The organism is Mesonia aquimarina, assembly GCF_003667275.1.
Lineage (GTDB): Bacteria > Bacteroidota > Bacteroidia > Flavobacteriales > Flavobacteriaceae > Mesonia > Mesonia aquimarina.
On record NZ_RCNV01000002.1, the window covers coordinates 280,883 to 300,788 of the forward strand.

The 19,906-nt window shown below is 32.9% G+C and carries 17 protein-coding genes and 1 tRNA gene; 13 read left to right on the forward strand and 5 right to left on the reverse strand.

What is annotated here, in order from left to right; translation table 11 throughout:
• The first annotated feature begins 36 nt into the window (after positions 1-36).
• Complete coding sequence (locus D9R05_RS04775; RefSeq protein ID WP_121666091.1) at positions 37-729, forward strand: LysE family translocator; 693 nt, start codon at positions 37-39, stop codon at positions 727-729.
• Positions 730-764: 35 nt separating this feature from the next.
• Here D9R05_RS04775 and D9R05_RS04780 read toward each other — a convergent pair.
• From D9R05_RS04780 to D9R05_RS04790, 3 genes are all read right to left on the reverse strand, one after another.
• A tRNA-Cys gene (locus D9R05_RS04780) sits at positions 765-835 on the reverse strand.
• A gap of 51 nt (positions 836-886) precedes the next feature.
• Complete coding sequence (gene folB / locus D9R05_RS04785; RefSeq protein ID WP_121666219.1) at positions 887-1,243, reverse strand: dihydroneopterin aldolase; 357 nt, start codon at positions 1,241-1,243, stop codon at positions 887-889.
• 37 nt (positions 1,244-1,280) lie between these two features.
• Entirely contained in the window at positions 1,281-1,997 is a 717-nt protein-coding gene (locus tag D9R05_RS04790) for a ZIP family metal transporter (protein WP_121666220.1), read from the reverse strand.
• A gap of 101 nt (positions 1,998-2,098) precedes the next feature.
• Between D9R05_RS04790 and D9R05_RS04795 the strand changes: the two genes are divergently transcribed.
• The 7 genes from D9R05_RS04795 to D9R05_RS04825 all read left to right on the forward strand — a co-directional run bounded on the left by D9R05_RS04795 (position 2,099) and on the right by D9R05_RS04825 (position 9,319).
• Positions 2,099-3,775: a glutamine--tRNA ligase/YqeY domain fusion protein gene (locus D9R05_RS04795; protein ID WP_121666221.1), complete on the forward strand. Its 1,677-nt coding sequence runs from the start codon at positions 2,099-2,101 to the stop codon at positions 3,773-3,775.
• A 106-nt stretch (positions 3,776-3,881) separates the two neighbouring features.
• Positions 3,882-4,256, forward strand: coding sequence for a YtxH domain-containing protein (locus D9R05_RS04800; RefSeq protein WP_121666092.1), 375 nt, complete (start codon positions 3,882-3,884; stop codon positions 4,254-4,256).
• A 9-nt stretch (positions 4,257-4,265) separates the two neighbouring features.
• Positions 4,266-4,667: a phage holin family protein gene (locus tag D9R05_RS04805; RefSeq protein ID WP_121666093.1), complete on the forward strand. Its 402-nt coding sequence runs from the start codon at positions 4,266-4,268 to the stop codon at positions 4,665-4,667.
• 11 nt (positions 4,668-4,678) lie between these two features.
• Positions 4,679-4,912: a DUF6327 family protein gene (locus D9R05_RS04810; RefSeq protein ID WP_121666094.1), complete on the forward strand. Its 234-nt coding sequence runs from the start codon at positions 4,679-4,681 to the stop codon at positions 4,910-4,912.
• 138 nt (positions 4,913-5,050) lie between these two features.
• Positions 5,051-7,891, forward strand: a complete 2,841-nt coding sequence (locus D9R05_RS04815; RefSeq protein ID WP_121666095.1) for a M16 family metallopeptidase — start codon at positions 5,051-5,053, stop codon at positions 7,889-7,891.
• A 204-nt stretch (positions 7,892-8,095) separates the two neighbouring features.
• Positions 8,096-8,713: a hypothetical protein gene (locus tag D9R05_RS04820; protein WP_121666096.1), complete on the forward strand. Its 618-nt coding sequence runs from the start codon at positions 8,096-8,098 to the stop codon at positions 8,711-8,713.
• Positions 8,714-8,785: 72 nt separating this feature from the next.
• Positions 8,786-9,319, forward strand: coding sequence for a hypothetical protein (locus D9R05_RS04825; protein ID WP_121666097.1), 534 nt, complete (start codon positions 8,786-8,788; stop codon positions 9,317-9,319).
• Positions 9,320-9,397: 78 nt separating this feature from the next.
• On the opposite strand, the gene D9R05_RS04830 is transcribed toward D9R05_RS04825, so the two are convergent.
• Both D9R05_RS04830 and gltX read right to left on the reverse strand, forming a co-directional pair.
• The gene (locus D9R05_RS04830) at positions 9,398-10,402 is read right to left on the reverse strand and encodes an SPFH domain-containing protein (RefSeq protein WP_121666098.1); all 1,005 of its coding nucleotides are present in this window, start codon (positions 10,400-10,402) and stop codon (positions 9,398-9,400) included.
• A 211-nt stretch (positions 10,403-10,613) separates the two neighbouring features.
• Entirely contained in the window at positions 10,614-12,134 is a 1,521-nt protein-coding gene (gltX, locus tag D9R05_RS04835; RefSeq protein WP_121666099.1) for a glutamate--tRNA ligase, read from the reverse strand.
• A gap of 549 nt (positions 12,135-12,683) precedes the next feature.
• Here gltX and D9R05_RS04840 point away from each other — a divergent pair.
• Genes D9R05_RS04840 through D9R05_RS04860 form a run of 5 tightly spaced genes read left to right on the forward strand, consistent with a single transcriptional unit; the run spans position 12,684 to position 19,859 of the window.
• Entirely contained in the window at positions 12,684-16,148 is a 3,465-nt protein-coding gene (locus D9R05_RS04840) for a DUF4175 family protein (protein ID WP_121666100.1), read from the forward strand.
• 2 nt (positions 16,149-16,150) lie between these two features.
• Positions 16,151-16,570: an rRNA maturation RNase YbeY gene (gene ybeY / locus D9R05_RS04845; RefSeq protein ID WP_121666101.1), complete on the forward strand. Its 420-nt coding sequence runs from the start codon at positions 16,151-16,153 to the stop codon at positions 16,568-16,570.
• Positions 16,571-16,582: 12 nt separating this feature from the next.
• Entirely contained in the window at positions 16,583-18,454 is a 1,872-nt protein-coding gene (gene mnmG, locus D9R05_RS04850; RefSeq protein WP_121666102.1) for a tRNA uridine-5-carboxymethylaminomethyl(34) synthesis enzyme MnmG, read from the forward strand.
• Positions 18,455-18,486: 32 nt separating this feature from the next.
• Entirely contained in the window at positions 18,487-19,017 is a 531-nt protein-coding gene (locus tag D9R05_RS04855; protein ID WP_162984902.1) for a hypothetical protein, read from the forward strand.
• On the forward strand, positions 19,014-19,859 hold the full coding sequence (locus D9R05_RS04860) for a class I SAM-dependent methyltransferase (protein WP_121666104.1): 846 nt from the start codon (positions 19,014-19,016) through the stop codon (positions 19,857-19,859). The genes D9R05_RS04855 and D9R05_RS04860 overlap by 4 nt, the downstream gene beginning before the upstream one ends.
• Positions 19,860-19,906: the final 47 nt, after the last annotated feature.

A 19,906-nucleotide genomic window follows, 5' to 3' on the forward strand; every position in this document is an offset into this window, starting at 1 on the left:
TTATTACCTTTGTCGGTATAAAAGCAGTTTAATGCGATGATTCAAGATATTTTTGCAGCAGTACCTTTAGGAATTTTTTTAGCGTTTTTATTAGGTCCTGTTTTTTTTGTATTGCTAGAAACTGCTGCTATAAAAGGATTTAGAGCAGCTGTTTTTTTTGATATTGGCGTCATTTTATCTGACGTTGTTTTTTTACTGATCGCTTATTTTAGTACTAGCAAACTTTTAAATAGCATTAAAGACGATCCCGGATTATTTATTTTTGGTGGTTGTATTTTAGCTACTTACGGTATTGTAACTTTTGTTAAAGAAAAAAAAGCCATTCCACATCCCGATGATGCAGAACTTAGAAAACTTAAAAAAAGTGATTTTATAGGATTAGTAGTTAAAGGTTTTCTACTAAATTTTGTCAACATTGGTGTATTAGGTTTTTGGCTGGGATTAATCATTGTTTTTGGTCCTACAATGGATATGAATCCAGAACGTTTACTAGTGTTTTTTACGGCAGTAATTGTAACCTATTTTATTATAGATATTTTAAAAATTTTACTGGCAAAAAAATTGAATCATAAATTAACTCCTATAAGAATTTATCGCTTAAAAAAGGGCATTAGTATTTTAATTGTATTTTTTGGTGTTATCCTTATTAGTAGAGGTTTATTTCCTTCAGAAATGGATAGTTTAGAAAATAAAGTTGAAGAAATTATGCCGGGTGAAGAAGAGGTATAAAAAAAGCTTCCAAAAATTTTGGAAGCTTTTTTTTGAGGTGCCGAGCGGATTCGAACCGCTGTAGATGGTGTTGCAGACCACTGCCTAGCCACTCGGCCACGGCACCCTTTTAAGATAGGAATGCAAATGTAATAATTTTTAATTCATTTAAGCAAACTTATTGTTGCTTAGATAACACAATTGTTACATTTTCTACATCGCCACCCAATGGCGGATTGAGTTTAGAAACCTCAACTGTCGCTTTTTCAATCTGTTGTATTTCTTGTAAAGAACGATCTAAAATTCGTTGAGCAACGTGTTCTAATAATTTAGAACGAACTGCCATTTCTTCTTTTACAATTTTGTTCAAATGTACATAATCTACCGTATCACTCAATTCGTCGCTTTTTGCTGAAGCAGCTAGATTAGCCTCAATTTGCAAATCAATTCTGTAATCACTCCCTATTTTGCCTTCTTCAGTTAAACATCCGTGATGCGCGTAAACACGAATGTTATTTAGTTTTATAATTCCCACAACAATTTTTTTGCAAAGATACAAGCAATTAATTTTTTTAACCGATTAATTTTTCACCAATAATACCGATTAAAAAACCAAGGTTTGCGCCTAAAGCAGGCATCCAAGTGCGTTCTAATTTAGCTTGTGGTGCAATATCTTCAAAAATTAAATATAAAATTCCGCCGCTGGCAAAAAGCATTAACGAAGAAGTTATTTCGGGTTGATCTTGTAAAAAGAAATAGCCAATTAAAGAACCTATAATTCCACTAAAGCTCAAGACAAACAATAAAATTAAGGTTTTTTTAGCTGAAAAATTACTAGCACATAAATCTTGATAAGAATTAAAAGCTTCCGGTAAATTTTGTAAGCCAATAAAAATAGCTAGTAAAGTTCCGGTTTTTGTATCAGTAGCAAAAATAGCTCCCAATGCAATAGCTTCTGGAACAAAATCCATCAACATGGCTAATAATTGGGCAATTTTCCCACCTCTTTTTGCTAAAATCCTATCGATAACGAAAAATATAAGTGAGCCTAATACAAACCAAATAATAACCGGAAGAATAGATAGGTTTTTCATGCCTTTAGGAACCAAAACTAGTGCAAGAGCCGATAAAATTATTCCACCCCCAAAAGCGGTAATACCATGGTTAAGTTCTTTTTTAAAATTGTTTTCGCCTAATTTTTTGGAAAAATACCACGATAGTAATCCGCCAATAAAAACGGTAATTCCCGAAAAACCTGAAAAGAGTATAATTTTATGAAGCTGATTCATTGCTAAGTATTTTAATACTATAAATTTATAAAATACTTTCATGAGAACATTCTTGTACGTTTTTATTTTTGATAACTTTGCTACTTATCATTTTTAAGGTTATGACAGAAGAAAAAAAATCATTGAATTTTATAGAGCAAATTATAGAAGAAGATTTAAAGAACGGGTATAAAAAAGAAAACCTGAAATTTCGTTTTCCACCCGAGCCAAACGGTTATCTTCATATAGGTCATGCTTCATCAATCAATCTAAATTTTGGATTGGGTTTACGTTACAATGCACCAGTAAATTTGCGTTTTGATGATACCAATCCCATTAAGGAAGAACAAGAATTTGTAGATTCTATAAAAAAGGATGTTGAGTGGTTAGGTTTTAAATGGGAAAAAGAATGCTATGCTTCAGATTATTTTCAGCAATTGTATGATTGGGCTGTAGAAATGATTAAAAATGGCGATGCTTATGTAGATAGTCAAACTTCTGAAGCAATTGCAGAACAAAAAGGAACACCAACCGAAGCTGGAAAACCAAGTCCGTATAGAGATCGCTCTGTAGAAGAAAACCTTGAACTTTTTGAAGCCATGAAAAATGGCGGAACACCAGAAGGAAAAGATGTTTTACGCGCTAAAATAGATATGGCATCAAAAAATATGTTGATGCGCGATCCAATTATGTATCGCTGTTTGCATAAAAGTCATCATCGTACAAAAGACGAATGGAAAATTTATCCGATGTATGATTGGGCGCACGGTGAAAGTGATTTTCTGGAAAGTATTTCGCATTCATTTTGTACCCTAGAATTTCTTCCGCACCGCGAATTGTATAATTGGTTTGTAAATAAAGTAAGTCAACCTGAAGATTTTCAGCCAAAACAACGTGAATTTGCCAGAAGAAATTTAAGTCATACCGTGGTTAGTAAACGTAAGTTGGCACAATTGGTAGAAAAGAATTTGGTAGAATCTTGGGACGATCCTAGAATGCCAACCATTTCCGGTTTACGAAGAAGAGGTTACACACCGGCTTCCATTAGAAATTTTGCTGAATCTATTGGCGTTGGGAAACGTGAAAATATGATTGATATGTCTCATCTTGAATTTTGTGCAAGAGAAGACCTCAATAAAACTGCACCACGAGTTATGGGTGTTTTAGATCCGTTAAAAGTGGTTATTACCAATTATGAAGGAGATGAAGAATGGTTAGAAGCAGAAAATAATCCGGAAGATGAACAAGCCGGAAGCAGACAAGTTCCTTTTTCAAAGGAAATTTATATTGAAAAAGAAGACTTTAGAGAAGAAGCAAACCGAAAGTTTTTCCGTTTAAAACTTGGCAAAGAAGTGCGTTTAAAAAATGCCTATATCATTAAAGCCGAAAGTTGTGTAAAAGATGAAAACGGAAATATTACAGAAGTTCATTGTACTTATGATCCCAAAAGTAAAAGCGGAAGCGGCACCGAAGAATCTAAGCGTAAAGTAAAAGGAACTTTGCATTGGGTATCTATAAAACATGCTGTTGCAACTGAAATTCGTCTGTATGATCGTTTATTTACTGTTGATGATCCAACTGCCGATAAAGAGAAAGATTATCTAGAATTTATTAATCCAGATTCTTTACAGAAAATTACCGGTTATGTAGAGCCAAGTTTGCAAGATGCTAAAGAATTAGAACAGTTTCAATTTCAGCGAATTGGGTATTTCTGCGTAGATAAAACAAGTACCAATAAAAAACCTGTTTTCAACAAAACTGTAGGCTTAAGAGATTCTTGGGCAAAAAAAGGGAATTAAGAAGAATTTAGCATTGTGTTTCAAGATATTAACCGGTTATTAACAGCCAAAATAGTTGAACTCTCGTACATTTGATGTACATTAATTATTAAAACAAAAAACTATTATGGCAAATACAGGGAACACGATTTTAGCATTATTAACCGGCGCAGCAATCGGAGCTGGCGTGGGCTTACTTTATGCTCCAGATAAAGGAGAAAATACACGCAAAAAATTAAATAAAGAAGCTAAAAAAGCTAAAGGAAAATTAGACAAACAAGTTAGAGAAACGACTTCTCACTTAACTGAATCTGCTAGTCGTGCAAAACACGATTTTGAAACTAAATTAGACGAAACCTTATCTTCAGCAAGTTACAAAGCTGATGATATTTTAGTTGCGATGGAAGGAAAGTTAGAAGAATTGAGAAAAAAAAACGCTAAATTCCACGCAGAAGCTAAAAAAGAAGAGCTAAAAGGAAAAGCAAAACAATCAATAGCCTAAAATAATTGAATGGCATTTACCAAACTAACTGACCATATAGACGAATTAAGCGATAATATTCAATCATACATCGAAAGTATGATTGAATATTACAAGCTTGACGCCTTTAAAAAAACAAGTAAAATTACTTCCTTAATCGTTAAGTTATTCGTGATCGGAAGTATTTTTTTATTTTTTTTAGGTTTCATATCGCTTGGACTCGCCTTCCTTATCGGTAATGCCATCGGTACACTAAGTACTGGCTTCTTTATAGTTGGAGGTATTTATCTTGTTGGCTTTATACTGTTTATGCTTTTTGGCAAGAAGCACATCGACAATATTGTGATATCAAAATTTTCTAAACGATATTTTCGTGAAGATAGACTAGATGATGTTGTAGATGAACCACTGGAAGATGAAACTGCCGCTTAAAAATTTTTGTTATGAAAGCATACAATTCTTTTGACGAAATAAACCACGATCTTAAAATTTTAAAATTGCAAACTCGTATTAATAAAGAAAAGATAAAGCGAGATGTACATTATATTAAAGAAGATTTATCTCCCATAAGTTTAGTTGCTAATGTTGCCAGTTCCATAGCAAAAAAAGCTTTTATTATGAAAGCTGTTGCAAAAATTATTGGTATTAGGAAAGCAAAAATTGTAGGAAAAACATAAAATTAGGAACATAAATTTTATAGGCCGTTCTTGAAATCAATCAAGAACGGCTTTTTTAGTTAAAAGTATCTTAGGGTTTGTCGGTTCTATATATAAATTATATTTTTAGCATTCTATTAATCCCATATTATAAATCTTATGAAACTAAACCAAGTAAGCTTATGGGCTGCCGTTGCTATTTCATTTCTTTCATTTCAAGAAATTTCAGCGCAGCAATCACAAGCCACAGAAGCTAATCTTTCTAAAAAGATTCCCTTTAATCCCGAAGTTAAAAAAGGTGTTTTAGACAACGGACTAACCTATTACATTAGAAATAACGGCAAACCGGAAGATAAAGTAGAATTGCGCTTAGTTGTAAACGCGGGTTCTATTTTAGAAACAGAAGACCAGCGTGGACTTGCTCATTTTATGGAGCATATGAATTTTAATGGCACTAAAAATTTCAAAAAAAATGAACTGGTAGATTACCTGCAGAGTATCGGAGTAAAATTTGGTGCGCATTTAAACGCTTATACCAGTTTTGATGAAACCGTTTATATTCTTCCAATTCCAAGTGATGATCCTAAGAAATTAGAACAAGGTTTCCAAATTATAGAAGATTGGGCGCACAATGCCTTACTAAAAGGAGATGATATTGATGAAGAACGAGGTGTTGTCTTAGAAGAATATAGATTAGGACAAGGCGCTAGCCAACGGATGCTTAAAGAATATTTACCAAAAGTTGCATACGGATCTAAATACGCTAATCGTCTACCAATAGGAACAAAAGAAAATCTAGAGAATTTCGATTATGAAGATATTAGAAGTTTTTATAAGGATTGGTATCGTCCAAATTTAATGGCCGTTATGGCAGTGGGAGATGTAGATGTGGAAACCTCAGAAAAGAAAATCAAGGAACATTTTTCAGGTCTAAAAAATCCTAAAAACCCAAAAGAGCGTGAAGTTTTTGAAATGCCAAATCACGAAGAAACTTTAATTGCTATAGAATCTGATGAGGAAGCTTCTTCTGCGCGTGTTCAAGTGATGTTTAAAGACGAAACTAATGCAGAAGCAGATACAACTCTAGAAGAATATAGAAAGTCGATGGTAGAGTCTTTATTCTCGCAGATGATCAATAATCGCTTAGACGAATTACGCAACAGTCCAAATCCGCCTTTTGTTTATGGAGCAAGTTATCACGGTGGAACATGGGCAAGAACAAAAGAAGCTTATCAATCTTTTGCCATGACCGATGCTAGTAAGCAATTAGAAGCTTTAGAAGCACTTTTAAAAGAAAATGAGCGCGTAGAGCGTTATGGTTTTTATAAAGGTGAATTAAAGCGTGCAAAAAGCGATATTTTGGCGCGTTTAGAAAAATCTTTTAATAACCGCAACAAAAGAGAATCAAGTAGAGTAGTAGGCGAGTATATTAGAAACTTTTTAGAAAACGAACCTATGCCGGGAATTGAGTGGGAATATAACTTCCACAAAGAACAATTACCAACTATTCAAGTTGAAGAAATCAATAAATTAATTGAAGATTACATCAAAGATGAAAATCGTGTAATTGTACTTACCGGACCAGAAAAAGAAGATGTAGAAAAAGTTACTGAGGCAGAAGTAAGAGAATTATTAAACAGCATAGAAAATGCTGAAATTGAGCCTTATAAAGATGAAGCTGTAGCAGAATCTTTAATGACAACAATGCCTACAAAAGGAAGTATTGTAAAAAGTACCAGCAATAAAAAATTAGGAACAACCACCTTGACCTTGAGCAACGGTGCAAAAGTAACCTATAAAAATACAGATTTTAAAAACGACGAAGTCTTATTTGAAGCTTTCAGCTATGGTGGAACTTCGCTTTATTCTGATGAAGTTCATAAGGCTACTGCACTTGCCAATGGCGGTTTAACTGAAGCCGGTGTAAACGATTTTGATAAAGTTACACTAAACAAAATGTTATCCGGTAAAATCGTTTCTGTGCGTCCGTATATCGGTACGTATAGCGAAGGTTTTTCAGGAAGTGCTTCGCCTAAAAATTTAGAAGAATTATTTCAATTAACGCACTTGTATTTTACAGATTTAAACAAAGATGAAGAAGCTTATCAATCGTTTGTGAGCAAGCAGAAAGCATTTTTAGGAAATATGTTGGCAAACCCACAAGTATATTTTCAAATTGAAATGGGAGAATTTATCTACGGCGATAGTCCGCGTTATATGGGTTTCCCGACTCCAGAGAAAATGGATGCGGCCGATTATGATTTAGCCTATAAAAAATACCAAGAGCGTTTTGAAGATGCCGGAGATTTCCATTTCTATTTTGTAGGAAACATAGACGAAGCGAAATTAAAGGATTATGCTGAAACCTATTTGGCAAGCTTACCGGGTAAAGATTCTGATGAAATGTACAAAGTAATGGATTTTAGACCCTTAACCGGATCGCATAAAAAAGTGGTAGAAAAAGGAAAAGACCCTAAAAGTTCGGTTAGAATTACGTATCAAGGTGAAACTAAATACGACAAAAAAGAAGCATTTGCTTTAAAAACCTTAGGTGAAATTTTAACCATTAAATTAGTTGAAAAATTACGTGAAGAAGAAGGCGGAGTTTACGGAGTAGGAGCAAGAGGAAGCATCAGCAAAACGCCTTATGGTTGGTATTCGTTTAGCATTAGTTTTCCTTGCGGACCCGAAAATGTTGATAAATTGAAAAAAGCAGCCATTAAAGAAGTTGAAAAATTGGTTGAAGAAGGACCAACCGAAAAAGATTTAGCGAAAGTAAAAGAGTCGCAAATTTTGGAAAGAAAAGAAGAATTAAAAGAAAATAAATTCTGGATCAACACTTTAAAAGATGCTGATTATGAAGATGAAGACGCTGAAAATGTATTTGAATTTGAAAAAAGCGTAAACAGTTTAACTCCTAAATATTTACAAAAAGTAGCCAAAAAATATTTAACCGATGGTTATATTTTAGGAATCCATAATCCAGAAGCTACCGAGTAATTTATTGGTACTGCCAAAGGCTTAATAACCCGAAGCAATTTACTTTTCACAAACCTACAAGGTCTTTTTGATCTTGTAGGTTTTTTATTTCCATATAAAATCTATAAAGTCTTTCAAGTTTTTTTGGTAAAACATTAAAATACCTGATAATGGGTAGATTATGAAATATTAATTACGTGTATATTTAACAATAAATCTATTATTATGAAAAATGATATCAAGCTTTTAGTTCTAGTTTTAGTATTTCCGCTGTTTACCTTTGCGCAAAATAAAATCTATTCTGCCCATTATAAAATTGATATTTATTATACAGGAAATGATACTTTTAAAGATTTTATTTCGGCAAATAATTCTATAAAAAATTATGCTGTTAAAGTGATAACAATGGATAGGTATATTTGGGCGAATGAAGATTATATGAAGATAAAAATGATAACGACTTCTTATGATAAAGAAACAAAAAAATCCACTCAAGACAGTACCATTCTTAGCATAGATAAAAATCGAGCACTTGTTTTAAATGAAAAAAAGAATGAATTTTTCAAAATAAAAAAATATGAGCTTGTAGATAATGGTTTTTTGGTCAAGGTAAAGACCAAGGACAATGAAAGTCATGTCTTTTTTGATAATGAAATTCCAAAACCTATCATGCCATTTTACACCGAAGGTTTAGGAATTAATGGAGGCGTGAATGTTTCTATGGGTGCAAATTCTATAATCCGTTTAATTAGTTGGGAAGAAACGAATAAAGCGATAGATTATTCTCAAGTATTCAGTAAAATTAAAGAACCCGAAACCTTAGAAGAAATGGATTTTTTTTAATAAAAAAATGTTAACCAAAAAGACCGCTTTGTTAGATGGTCTTTTTTTATATTTATTTCTTAAAGAGGTTTTATGAAAAGACTATTTATTTTTTCACTCATTTTTTTAAGCTTATTTTCTTGCAATAAAGATGATGATCAAAGTTCAAAAGATCCTGTAAGCCAATTACCAGCAGCTACGCAAACAGGTGAAAATACTTTTGGTTGTTTATTGGATGGAGAGGTTTTTTTACCGGACAACCACCATTTATCTTTAGATTGTGTATATCAGTATGTAAATGGAGGATATTATTTTGCTCTACAAGGGAATAGGGATAATGAAAATTTTGATAGTATATTGATAGGTGTTTCAACAAATGATTTAAAAATAGAAGAAGAAGGTTTGTATCCACTTAGAGAAAATATACCTACAAATGCTTATGGTACATATGGATATGCTGGAATATTTTCTCAAACATCTCAACAATATACAGGAGAATTGATTATTACCTATTTAGATGAAGAACAAGGGATTGTGTTAGGAACTTTTTGGTTTGACATCGAGGACCACAATGGAGTAGTACATAGAATAAGGAAAGGTAGATTTGATATGCAGTTTACAAATTAATATTTTAAGTTATTATCAATAAAAAAATCCTCCAAAATCTTAAAAACCTTGAAGGATTGATTCATATTAATTAAAAAATTACTCCTCACTTCTATACTCCGGATCGTTATCATCAGGATTTTGTTTTGGTGGAGTTGGTTTCTTGCGTTTTTTAGGAGTAATTCCTTTTAGCTTATTTTGCTTTTTCATCTCTTCACCAATTTGGTTAGAAGCGGTAAACGAAGCAATCATATTATTCAGCATATCGCTTCCGGCTTGTGGAGAATTTGGCAAGAGAATTAAATTGCTATTGGTTTCTTCACCAATCGATTGTAAGGTATCGTAATGTTGCGTCACCACAATTAGTGCCGAAGCTTCTTGGGAGTTAATCCCCACATTGTTCAACACATCTACAGATTCTTCTAAACCACGCGCAATTTCACGACGCTGGTCGGCAATACCTTGACCTTGTAAACGCTTACTTTCCGCTTCAGCTCTGGCTTTAGCAACAATCTTAATCCGTTCTGCTTCCGCTTCAAATTCTGCGGCAACTTTTTCACGTTCAGAAGCATTAATTCTGTTCATTGCTGCTTTTACTTGCACATCGGGGTCAATATCAGTCACTAAAGTTTTAATAATATCGTATCCATAATCAATCATCGCGTCGTTTAATTCAGCTTTTACCGCATTGGCAATATCATCTTTTCGTTCAAAAACATTGTCTAATTTCATTTTAGGAACTTCAGCACGAACCACATCAAAAACATACGAAGTGATTTGATCTTGCGGATTTTCAAGTTTATAAAACGCATCGTAAATTTTAGTTTGCAGCACTTTAAATTGAACGGATATTTTTAAACGCACAAAAACATCGTCTTTGGTTTTGGTTTCCACAATTACATCTAATTGTTGAATACGCAGATTAATACGCCCCGGAATACGGTCTACAATCGGAATTTTAAGGTGTAAACCCGAATTGCGAATGCTTTGAAATTTACCAAAACGTTCTACCACAGCGGCGGTTTGTTGTTTTACGGTAAAAATACCGGTGATAAGAATGATTAGTCCTAAAAAAATGACAAATCCGAATAAAAAATAACCCATAAATTTTGTTTAGATTGAAGTTTAAAGATAACACAAAACAACGGAAGTTTATAAACAAAAAACCTTCAACTATAATTGAAGGTTTTTTTGTCAATAGAACCGTCATGCTGAACTTGATTCAGCATCACATATGGTAGCTTCATCAAGCATTATGGAGCCCTGAATCAAGTTCAGGGTGACAAAGTTTTAAAACTTTTGCAGGAGATTCTTTTTAACGAAGTTCAGCTATAGCGAAATCTATACGCTGTATAGCATTTTCTTTTCCGATGGAAGAAATGATGTGGAATAAATCGGGTCCTTTCATTTCGCCTACCATTGCTAAACGTAGTGGTTGCATTACTTTTCCGAAACCAATTTCTTGATCAGTAATCCATTTTTTTACATTTTCTTGAAGGGTTTCTTGGGAAAAATCTTCTGTGCCTTGCAAGAGAATTTTGATATTCTCCATAATTTCTGGCGTCTGTTCTTTCCAAGCTTTTTTAGCGGCTTTTTTCTCAAAACTTTCCGGAGCAACAAAATAAAACGAACTCAACTCCCAAAAATCATTAACAAAGGTAGCGCGTTCTTTAATGGTTTTAACCACCTCTTCAACATAAGGTAAACTTGCTTCAATATTTTTTTCGGCTAAAATCTGAAGGTATCTTTTGGCTAAATCTAAGTTTTCTTCTTCTTGTAAATAATGATGCTGAAACCATTTTGTTTTTTCAGGATCAAATTTAGCACCGCCTTTAGAAACGTGTTCTAAACTAAAAGCTTTAATTAATTCATCTAACGAATAAATTTCTTTTTCTGAACCTTCACCTTCATTCCAACCTAAAAAGGCTAACATATTCATTACAGCTTCCGGAACATAACCTTCTTCTCTGTAACCTGATGCAATATCGCTAGTTTTAGGATCTTTCCATTCTAATGGGAAAACCGGGAAGCCCATTTTATCGCCATCACGTTTGCTTAATTTTCCTTTTCCTGTAGGTTTTAAAATTAAGGGTAAATGTGCAAATTTTGGTGTTTCCCAACCAAAGGCTTTGTACAATAAAACGTGTAACGGCATGCTTGGCAACCATTCTTCTCCACGAATTACGTGGGTAATTTTCATTAAATGGTCATCTACAATATTTGCTAAATGATAGGTTGGCATTCCATCGCTTTTAAACAAAACTTTATCATCTAGAATATTGGTATCAATATCTATTTCACCACGAATTTCATCTTGCATTTTTAAAGCTTCATCTTGTGGCGATTTAAATCGAATGACATACGGCTCGTTATTAGCCAATTTTTTCTGAACTTCTTCTTCACTTAACGCAAGCGAATTGGAAAGTTTTAAACGATTATGCCAATTATAAATGAAGGTTTTTCCCTTAGCTTCATGATCTTTTCTGTGCGCTGTTAATTCATCTGGGGTATCAAAAGCATAATAAGCATTGCCAGATGCTAATAAATTATCGGCATAAGCTGTGTATAAATCTTTACGTTCGCTTTGTCTGTACGGACCTACATTACCTTCTTTTTCGGGTCCTTCATCAAAAGGAATATTGCACCAATTTAGGGTTTCAATAATGTAATCTTCTGCACCTTCTACATAGCGTGTTTGGTCGGTATCTTCTATACGTAACACAAAATCGCCGTCATTTTTTTTGGCAAATAGGTAATTAAAAAGTGCCGTTCTTACGCCACCAATATGTAAAGGTCCGGTTGGACTCGGGGCAAATCGTACTCTAACTTTTGACATTCCTCTTTTTTTTGCAAAGATACAATCTTATTGCTCTTTTGCTAAAGCCTTTTTTTAGAAGTATTTTTTAATGCTGCTAATCCTACTTTAAATAGTTTATGTATTCATTTTTTCCAATGATGAAAAAACGAAACAAAAAAATCTAGGCTTACGAAACTTTATCTAAATTTATTGTTCGCCTTCTAAATTTTAGGAACTCGCCTTAAAAAATAGTGCTTTTTGGAATATTCTGGTTGGCTCAGACAGCCTAAAATTTTACTCTAAAGCACTATTACTATTTACTTTCAAAGTTTTAAACTTCGACACCTTGCTTTTTTGTAAAAATACATAAAACCTAATGCTAATTATTTTTGTTCCTGTTTATTAGGTAGTTACAATCAGGTCTTGATTCTTGTTTCTAAAAGCGAAGCGGTCTGGGTTCTATATTGGACAGCAAATACTTTTATGGTAAGAATTTTGCACTATACTTCCCGTTAAAGCCATTTTAAAAAATAGCGGAGTAAAATTTTTATTGTACTTTTAAAGGTTATAGAAATTGCATAGAAGAACATGAGTAATTACGATAAAATAATACATAAACTTGAAAGTTTCATTAAGCGGTATTACACCAATGAGTTAATAAAAGGAGCAATCCTTTTTTTTGCTATTGGTTTGCTTTATTTTTTACTCACCGTTTCTTTTGAATATTTCTTTTGGCTAGGCAGTTTAGGGAGAACTATTTTGTTTTGGTTGTTTATTGCAGTAGAAGTTGGACTTTTTGGCCGATTTATTTTGTTTCCCCTTGCCAAACTTTTTAAGCTTTCTAAAGGAATAGATTATTATGAAGCCTCAAAAATTATTGGTCAACATTTTCCTGAAGTTAATGATAAATTACTGAATGTTATACAGTTAAAACAAAATGCAAGTTCTAAAGATTCTGAATTAGCTTTAGCGAGTATAGAACAAAAATCGGTAGAACTACAACCTATTCCTTTTCAAATAGCTATTAATTTTAAACAAAATTTGCGCTATATAAAATATGCTGCCATTCCATTACTTATAGTCTTGGCAATATATATTTCAGGAAACAGCTCTTTATTTTCTGAAGGTTATACGCGAGTTGTTAATTATGAAAAAGCATACGAACCACCGGCACCTTTTCAGTTTACTATTAACAATAAAAGTTTACAGGTTAATGAAAATGAGAATTTTCTTGTTGAAGTAGAAACTAACGGAAAAATTATTCCGGAAGATGCTCAAATTCATATTGGCGATAATGATTATTTATTGACAAAAATTTCGCCCGGTGTTTTTCAATTTAGTTTTGATAATGTAAAAAAAGATCAGGAATTCTATTTTTCGGCTAATAAAGTTGAATCGAAACCATATACGTTAAAAGTCACACAAGTTCCTACTTTGTTGAATTTTGAAATGCGTTTAGATTACCCGGCATATCTTCAAAAACAAGATGAAGTTATTAAAGGGAACGGAAACGCCAATATTCCTGAAGGTACAAAAGTTACTTGGAATCTTAAAACTAGAAGTACAGATCAAGTTCAATTAGAATGGAACGACAGCCTAATTGATTTTTCGAAGGCAAATAACAGCTTTACACAGCAAATGCCGGTATATAGAAATAAATATTATAGCATTGCTACTTCCAATAAAGATTTAAAAAATTATGAGAAACTTTCCTATGCTTTTAAAGTAGTACGCGATCAATTTCCGGAGATAGAAGTGGAGATGAAAAAGGATAGTGTAACCGAAGATCAATTATATTTTCGGGGCAGAATTTCTGATGATTATGGCTTACGAAAAGTGGAACTTGTTTATTATCCTATCGAAAATAAAAAAGATACACAGCGAAAATCAATTTCAATTTCAAGAGAAAATTTCGATCAGTTCTTATATAGTTTCCCTGCTGGCGTGGACTTACAAGAAGGTAAGGCTTATGAATTGTTTTTTCAAGTTTACGATAATGATGGCGTAAACGGATCTAAAACCAGTAAAAGTTCGACGTTTGTTTATAGAAAAAGAACTGAGGACGAGGAAGAGGAGCGCCAACTCAATAACCAAAATGAAATGATTCAAGGGATGAATAAATCACTTGAAAAAATGAAAGAATCTAATGAAGAATTACAAGAAATAGATCAGCTTCAAAAGGAGAAGAAACAATTAAATTATAACGATCAAAAAAAATTGGAACGTTTCATCGAACGACAAAAACAACAAGAAAAAATGATGAAACAGTATTCCAAAAAAATGAAGGAAAACTTAGAAGATTTTAAATCTAAAGACAAAGAAGATCCTTACAAAAAGAATTTAGAAGAACGTTTTGAAAGAAATGAAAAGAAATTAGAGGAAAATGAAAAACTCTTAAAAGAATTAGAAAAGTATAACAAGAAAATTTCTAAAGAAGAACTAACCAAAAAGCTTGAAAAACTCTCTAAGCAAAATATTAACCAGCAAAAAAATTTAGAGCAATTATTGGAGTTAACAAAGCGATATTATGTTCAGGAAAAGGCAAAAAAACTGGCTTCGGATTTAGAAAAACTTTCAAAGAAACAAGAGGATTTAAGTAATAAAAAAGAAGAGAATACAAGTGAGGCTCAGAAAAAAATGAATAAAGATTTTGAAGAGTTGACCAAAGATATTGATAGTCTTCAGAAAGAAAATAAAAACTTAAAAAAACCCATGGAGCTGGGTATGAAAAAAGAAGACGAAGATGCTGTAAAAAAGGATCAAGAAGAAGCTACCAAAGAATTGGAGAAAAAGGAGGATGCTGAAAAAAGTGATTCCGAAAACAGTGAAGGAGATTCTGAAAAAAAGGATGCTGAGAAGGGTAGTAAATCTTCATCCAATTCTGCTAGTCAAAAAGCACAAAAAAAGCAACAATCAGCAGCAAAAAAAATGAAGCAAATGAGTTCTCAAATGCAGCAGCAAATGAGTCAATCCGGAGGAGAACAGCAACAGGAAGATGCCGAAATGCTGCGTCAAATTTTAGATAATTTAATTACCTTTTCTTTTCAGCAAGAAAATTTAATGGAAGATTTTAAGGCTTTGAGTGATAATAGTCCAAATTTTGGTAAAAAATTGCGTTACCAAAATGTATTGCGTGAAAATTTCCAACACATAGATGATAGTCTTTATGCACTTGCCTTAAGAAACCCGATGATTTCAGAAAAAATCACTGCTAAATTAACTGATGTAGAATTTAATCTAGAAAAGTCTTTAGAGCGTTTGGCTCAAAACGATTTACGTACAGGTACTGCTAGTCAGCAATATACTTTAACTGGTGCTAATGATTTAGCTAACTTGCTTGGGGATGCTTTAAATCAAATGCAAATGAGTATGCAAGGCTCAGATGGACAAGGAAAACCCGGTAAATCAGGTAAAGGACAGGGTCAAGGACGAGGTTTTCAATTACCCGATATCATAAAAAAGCAAGGAGATTTAAACTCGAAAATGCAAAATGGTCAGAAGCCTGGAGAAAAACCTGGTGGTGAACAACAAGGCCAAAATGGGAAAAATGGTCAATCGCAAGGTCAACAAGACGGACAGGGAAAATCAGGCCAAGGTTCGCAAGGGAATAATGGAAAAGGAGAACAAGGCCAAGGTCAAAATGGTGAACAACAAAGTGAGCGACTTTATGAAATTTACCAAGAACAACAGCGACTACGAATGCAGTTAGAAGATTTAATAGAACGCGAAGGCTTAGGAGGAGATGCAAAACGTCTTGCTAAAAGTATGGACCAAATAGAACAAGAATTATTACAAAATGGTTTTAATAGGCAAACTGAAGAACGCATGATGAATCTTCAACATCGATTATTACAATTAAAAGACGCAAGTTTAAAGCAAGGAAAAGATAATAAAAGGCAATCACAAACCAATGAAGATGAGTATGTTAATGAAGTAAATGATTCTTATAAAAAGGCAAAAGATTATTTTAATACCACTGAAATATTAAATAGACAAAGCTTACCTTTGCGCCAAAATTATAAAGAGCTTGTTGAGGAGTATTTTAAAGAATAATAATGATTAATTTTTTTAGCGAAACAAATTTTAATTTAGATTCTAGTCAAAATTTTGAAGATTGGATTACTAAGGTAATTTCATCAGAATCCAAAAATTTAGGCGATATAAATTATATTTTTTGTGATGACGAATATTTACATGAGATTAATCTAAAATACCTTCAACACGACACCCTTACAGATATTATAACTTTTGATTCAGTTGAAGGAGACATTATAAATGCCGATATCTTTATCAGTATTGACCGCGTTAACGATAATGCCAAAGATTTAAATATAAACTTTAATGAAGAATTAAAACGTGTTATGATTCATGGCATTCTTCATTTATGTGGTTTTTCAGATCATTCTACTGAAGAAAAGCAAATTATGAGGGAAAAAGAAAACGAAAAAATTAAAATGTTCCACGTGGAACAATAGAATTGCAATGTTATGTTTGAAAAGGAGTATGATGTAATTGTAGTAGGAGGAGGGCACGCAGGAAGTGAAGCTGCTGCAGCTGCTGCAAATATGGGAAGCAAAACGTTATTAGTGACTATGAACCTCCAAAATATCGCGCAAATGTCCTGCAATCCTGCTATGGGAGGTATTGCAAAAGGTCAAATTTTGCGTGAAATTGATGCCATGGGCGGTTACAGTGGAATTGTAAGCGATACGAGTGCTATACAATTTAAAATGCTTAATAAATCTAAAGGACCAGCAATGTGGAGTCCACGTGTTCAAAGCGATCGAATGCGTTTTGCTGAAGATTGGCGTATGATGCTTGAAAAGACTCAAAACCTTGATTTCTATCAAGAAATGGTAGCCGGAATACTCATTGAAAATGGAAAAATATCCGGTGTTAAAACATCCTTAGGTCTAGAAATTAAATCCAAAAGTGTAATCCTTACTAATGGAACCTTCTTAAACGGACTTATTCATATTGGTGAAAAAAACTTTGGGGGAGGGCGATCTGGTGAACGTGCTGCAACGGGAATTACTGCGGATTTAGTTGAACTAGGTTTTGAATCTGGAAGAATGAAAACCGGAACACCACCAAGAGTAGACGGAAGGTCCTTAGATTTTTCTAAAATGATAGAGCAACCCGGTGATGAAATCCCGGCAAAATTTTCTTTTTTGGATTCAACAAAACCATTAACGCATCAACGATCTTGTCATATGACGTATACTTCCCCTGAAGTACACAATCTATTGAAAGAAGGTTTTGATCGTTCGCCTATGTTTAATGGAAGAATAGATAGCGTTGGCCCGCGTTATTGCCCAAGTATTGAAGATAAAATTAATCGATTTGCCGATAAAGACCGTCACCAACTATTTGTTGAGCCAGAAGGATGGAATACAGTAGAGTATTATGTGAATGGATTTTCAACAAGTCTACCGGAAGATGTACAATATAAAGCTTTGAAATCTGTAGCTGGTTTTGAAAACGTAAAGTTTTTTAGACCGGGTTATGCAATAGAGTACGATTATTTTCCACCGACACAATTAAAACATACCTTAGAAACTAAACTTGTAGAAGGACTTTATTTTGCGGGTCAAATTAACGGAACCACAGGTTATGAAGAAGCTGCTTGTCAAGGATTAATGGCCGGTATAAATGCTGCCCTTAAAATACAAGAAAAGGAAGAATTTATTTTGAGTAGAGATGAAGCTTATATAGGCGTTTTAATTGATGATCTTATTACAAAGGGAACAGAAGAGCCTTATAGAATGTTTACTTCTCGTGCTGAATATAGAACACTTTTAAGGCAGGACAATGCTGATTTTAGACTTACTGAAAAAAGCTACAATCTTGGTTTAGCTTCGGAAAAAAGGCTAACGCGTATGCTTGAGAAAAAAATGGCAGCTGAAAAATTTGTTGACTTTTTTAAAGATACGAGTGTTAAACCCGAAGAAATTAATCCGGTTTTAAAAGTTAATAATTCTGCTCAGGTTAAACAAAGTGGAAAAATGTTTAAGATTTTTGCTCGTCCCAATATCAGTATGAATGATATCAGAAAGGTTGAATCTATAGAAAATTATATTCAAGAAAATAATTTAGATACAGAAGTGTTAGAACAGGCAGAAATTCAAGTAAAATATTCTGGATATATTGATAAGGAAAAAAATAATGCCGATAAATTACATCGATTAGAAGGTTTAAAAATCCCTGCAAATTTTGATTATTCCGGTCTTCAATCTATGTCTCTAGAAGCAAGAGAAAAATTGAATAAAATTCAACCCAGAACAGTTTCGCAAGCTTCAAGAGTAAGCGGTGTAAGCCCGAGTGATATTTCGGTTTTATTGGTATATATGGGGAGATAATTTTATATGTTCCACGTGGAACATATTATTATATGCTTAAAAAAGTTGCTTTTTTATTTGTTTTATTTTTCTTTATGTACTCTTGTATTCCTGTTTATACAGCTAAAAGAATTAGTACACACGAGATTTCAGATGGAGGTCAGGAGTTTTTAGAACTGAAAGCCTATACCTTTCAATATAAAGGAAACAATTTTAATTATTTCAAGGCTATTCGAGATTTTTTTGAGTTGTCTAATGATGTCAATTTAAATGAATTTATTACAAATGATTTCATTGAAAATAAAGAGCTAAAGTTTTTTATTTCTCGAGATATTGATAGGGATAGTTATTTAGATCTAACCGGATTAGTTTTCGGAAATAAGGATAATGACAATCAAAACAACTCTCATAATATAAATGATAAAGAAGGTGATATAACAATAAAAAATGGTGGAGAAGTTCACTATGTTTATATTCAAATTTTAGATGAAAATGGTAATGATTTACTTGCAACAGATAATTTTTGGAAATCTATTGCCATACAAAAGTTGAAAAAACTTCAAGAAAAGATTAATAACAGATGACCAAAAAATTAGATCGCTATTTTTTAAGCTGTCGAGATTATACAGTTTCCGGAAAAGAATTTGATTTGTATTGGAATGAAGAAAGAGATATCCTTCAAACATTTCCGGTTCCGTCTTCATCAGAATTACCCGGTTATTATAAAAGTCAAGATTATATTTCGCATACCGATTCTTCTAAAACATTGATTGATAAAATTTATCAAGCGGTAAAAAGCAAAATGCTTCAAAAAAAACTAGATTTAATTTCATCTTTTTCTAGCGGAAAAACTTTGTTAGACATCGGCGCGGGAACAGGAGATTTTTTAGCTTTAGCAAAACAAAACTACTGGCGTATAAATGGAATTGAACCAAATACCAATGCCAGAAAATTAGCCCTTGATAAGGGTGTTAATTTATCAGCTAATAAAAATACTTTAGAGCCTGAAAAATATGATGCTATTACACTTTGGCATGTGTTAGAACATATTCCAAATTTAGAAGAAGAAATAGAATCATTAAAATCACTTTTAAACATTGACGGAACTTTATTTATTGCTGTACCCAATTTCAAAAGTTACGATGCCAGGCATTATAAAAAATATTGGGCGGCTTACGATGTGCCTCGGCATATATGGCATTTTTCAAAAGAAGGAATAGAACGCTTATTTTCTCAACATAATTTAAAATTGGTTAAAACTAAACCCTTAGTGTATGACTCTTTTTATGTTAGTTTACTTTCTGAAAAATACAAAGGAGGAAATTTTAAATTTATCAAAGCATTCTTAACCGGATTAAAAAGTAATATTCTTGCAAGACGCTCTAAAGAGTACTCTTCTATAATTTATATATTTAAACAAGCTTAAAACGTTTTTTAAGGACATTATTTGCATTTTATTATAGATGAGTAGGC

Bases quoted from the DNA above. Each gene is read 5' to 3' on its own strand.
- D9R05_RS04775 (WP_121666091.1), top strand. From the start codon at position 37: ATGATTCAAGATATTTTTGCAGCAGTACCTTTAGGAATTTTTTTAGCG.
- D9R05_RS04790 (WP_121666220.1), bottom strand. From the start codon at position 1,997: ATGAATCAGCTTCATAAAATTATACTCTTTTCAGGTTTTTCGGGAATT.
- D9R05_RS04795 (WP_121666221.1), top strand. From the start codon at position 2,099: ATGACAGAAGAAAAAAAATCATTGAATTTTATAGAGCAAATTATAGAA.
- D9R05_RS04800 (WP_121666092.1), top strand. From the start codon at position 3,882: ATGGCAAATACAGGGAACACGATTTTAGCATTATTAACCGGCGCAGCA.
- D9R05_RS04805 (WP_121666093.1), top strand. From the start codon at position 4,266: ATGGCATTTACCAAACTAACTGACCATATAGACGAATTAAGCGATAAT.
- D9R05_RS04810 (WP_121666094.1), top strand. From the start codon at position 4,679: ATGAAAGCATACAATTCTTTTGACGAAATAAACCACGATCTTAAAATT.
- D9R05_RS04815 (WP_121666095.1), top strand. From the start codon at position 5,051: ATGAAACTAAACCAAGTAAGCTTATGGGCTGCCGTTGCTATTTCATTT.
- D9R05_RS04820 (WP_121666096.1), top strand. From the start codon at position 8,096: ATGAAAAATGATATCAAGCTTTTAGTTCTAGTTTTAGTATTTCCGCTG.
- D9R05_RS04825 (WP_121666097.1), top strand. From the start codon at position 8,786: ATGAAAAGACTATTTATTTTTTCACTCATTTTTTTAAGCTTATTTTCT.
- D9R05_RS04830 (WP_121666098.1), bottom strand. From the start codon at position 10,402: ATGGGTTATTTTTTATTCGGATTTGTCATTTTTTTAGGACTAATCATT.
- gltX (WP_121666099.1), bottom strand. From the start codon at position 12,134: ATGTCAAAAGTTAGAGTACGATTTGCCCCGAGTCCAACCGGACCTTTA.
- D9R05_RS04840 (WP_121666100.1), top strand. From the start codon at position 12,684: ATGAGTAATTACGATAAAATAATACATAAACTTGAAAGTTTCATTAAG.
- ybeY (WP_121666101.1), top strand. From the start codon at position 16,151: ATGATTAATTTTTTTAGCGAAACAAATTTTAATTTAGATTCTAGTCAA.
- mnmG (WP_121666102.1), top strand. From the start codon at position 16,583: ATGTTTGAAAAGGAGTATGATGTAATTGTAGTAGGAGGAGGGCACGCA.
- D9R05_RS04855 (WP_162984902.1), top strand. From the start codon at position 18,487: ATGCTTAAAAAAGTTGCTTTTTTATTTGTTTTATTTTTCTTTATGTAC.
- D9R05_RS04860 (WP_121666104.1), top strand. From the start codon at position 19,014: ATGACCAAAAAATTAGATCGCTATTTTTTAAGCTGTCGAGATTATACA.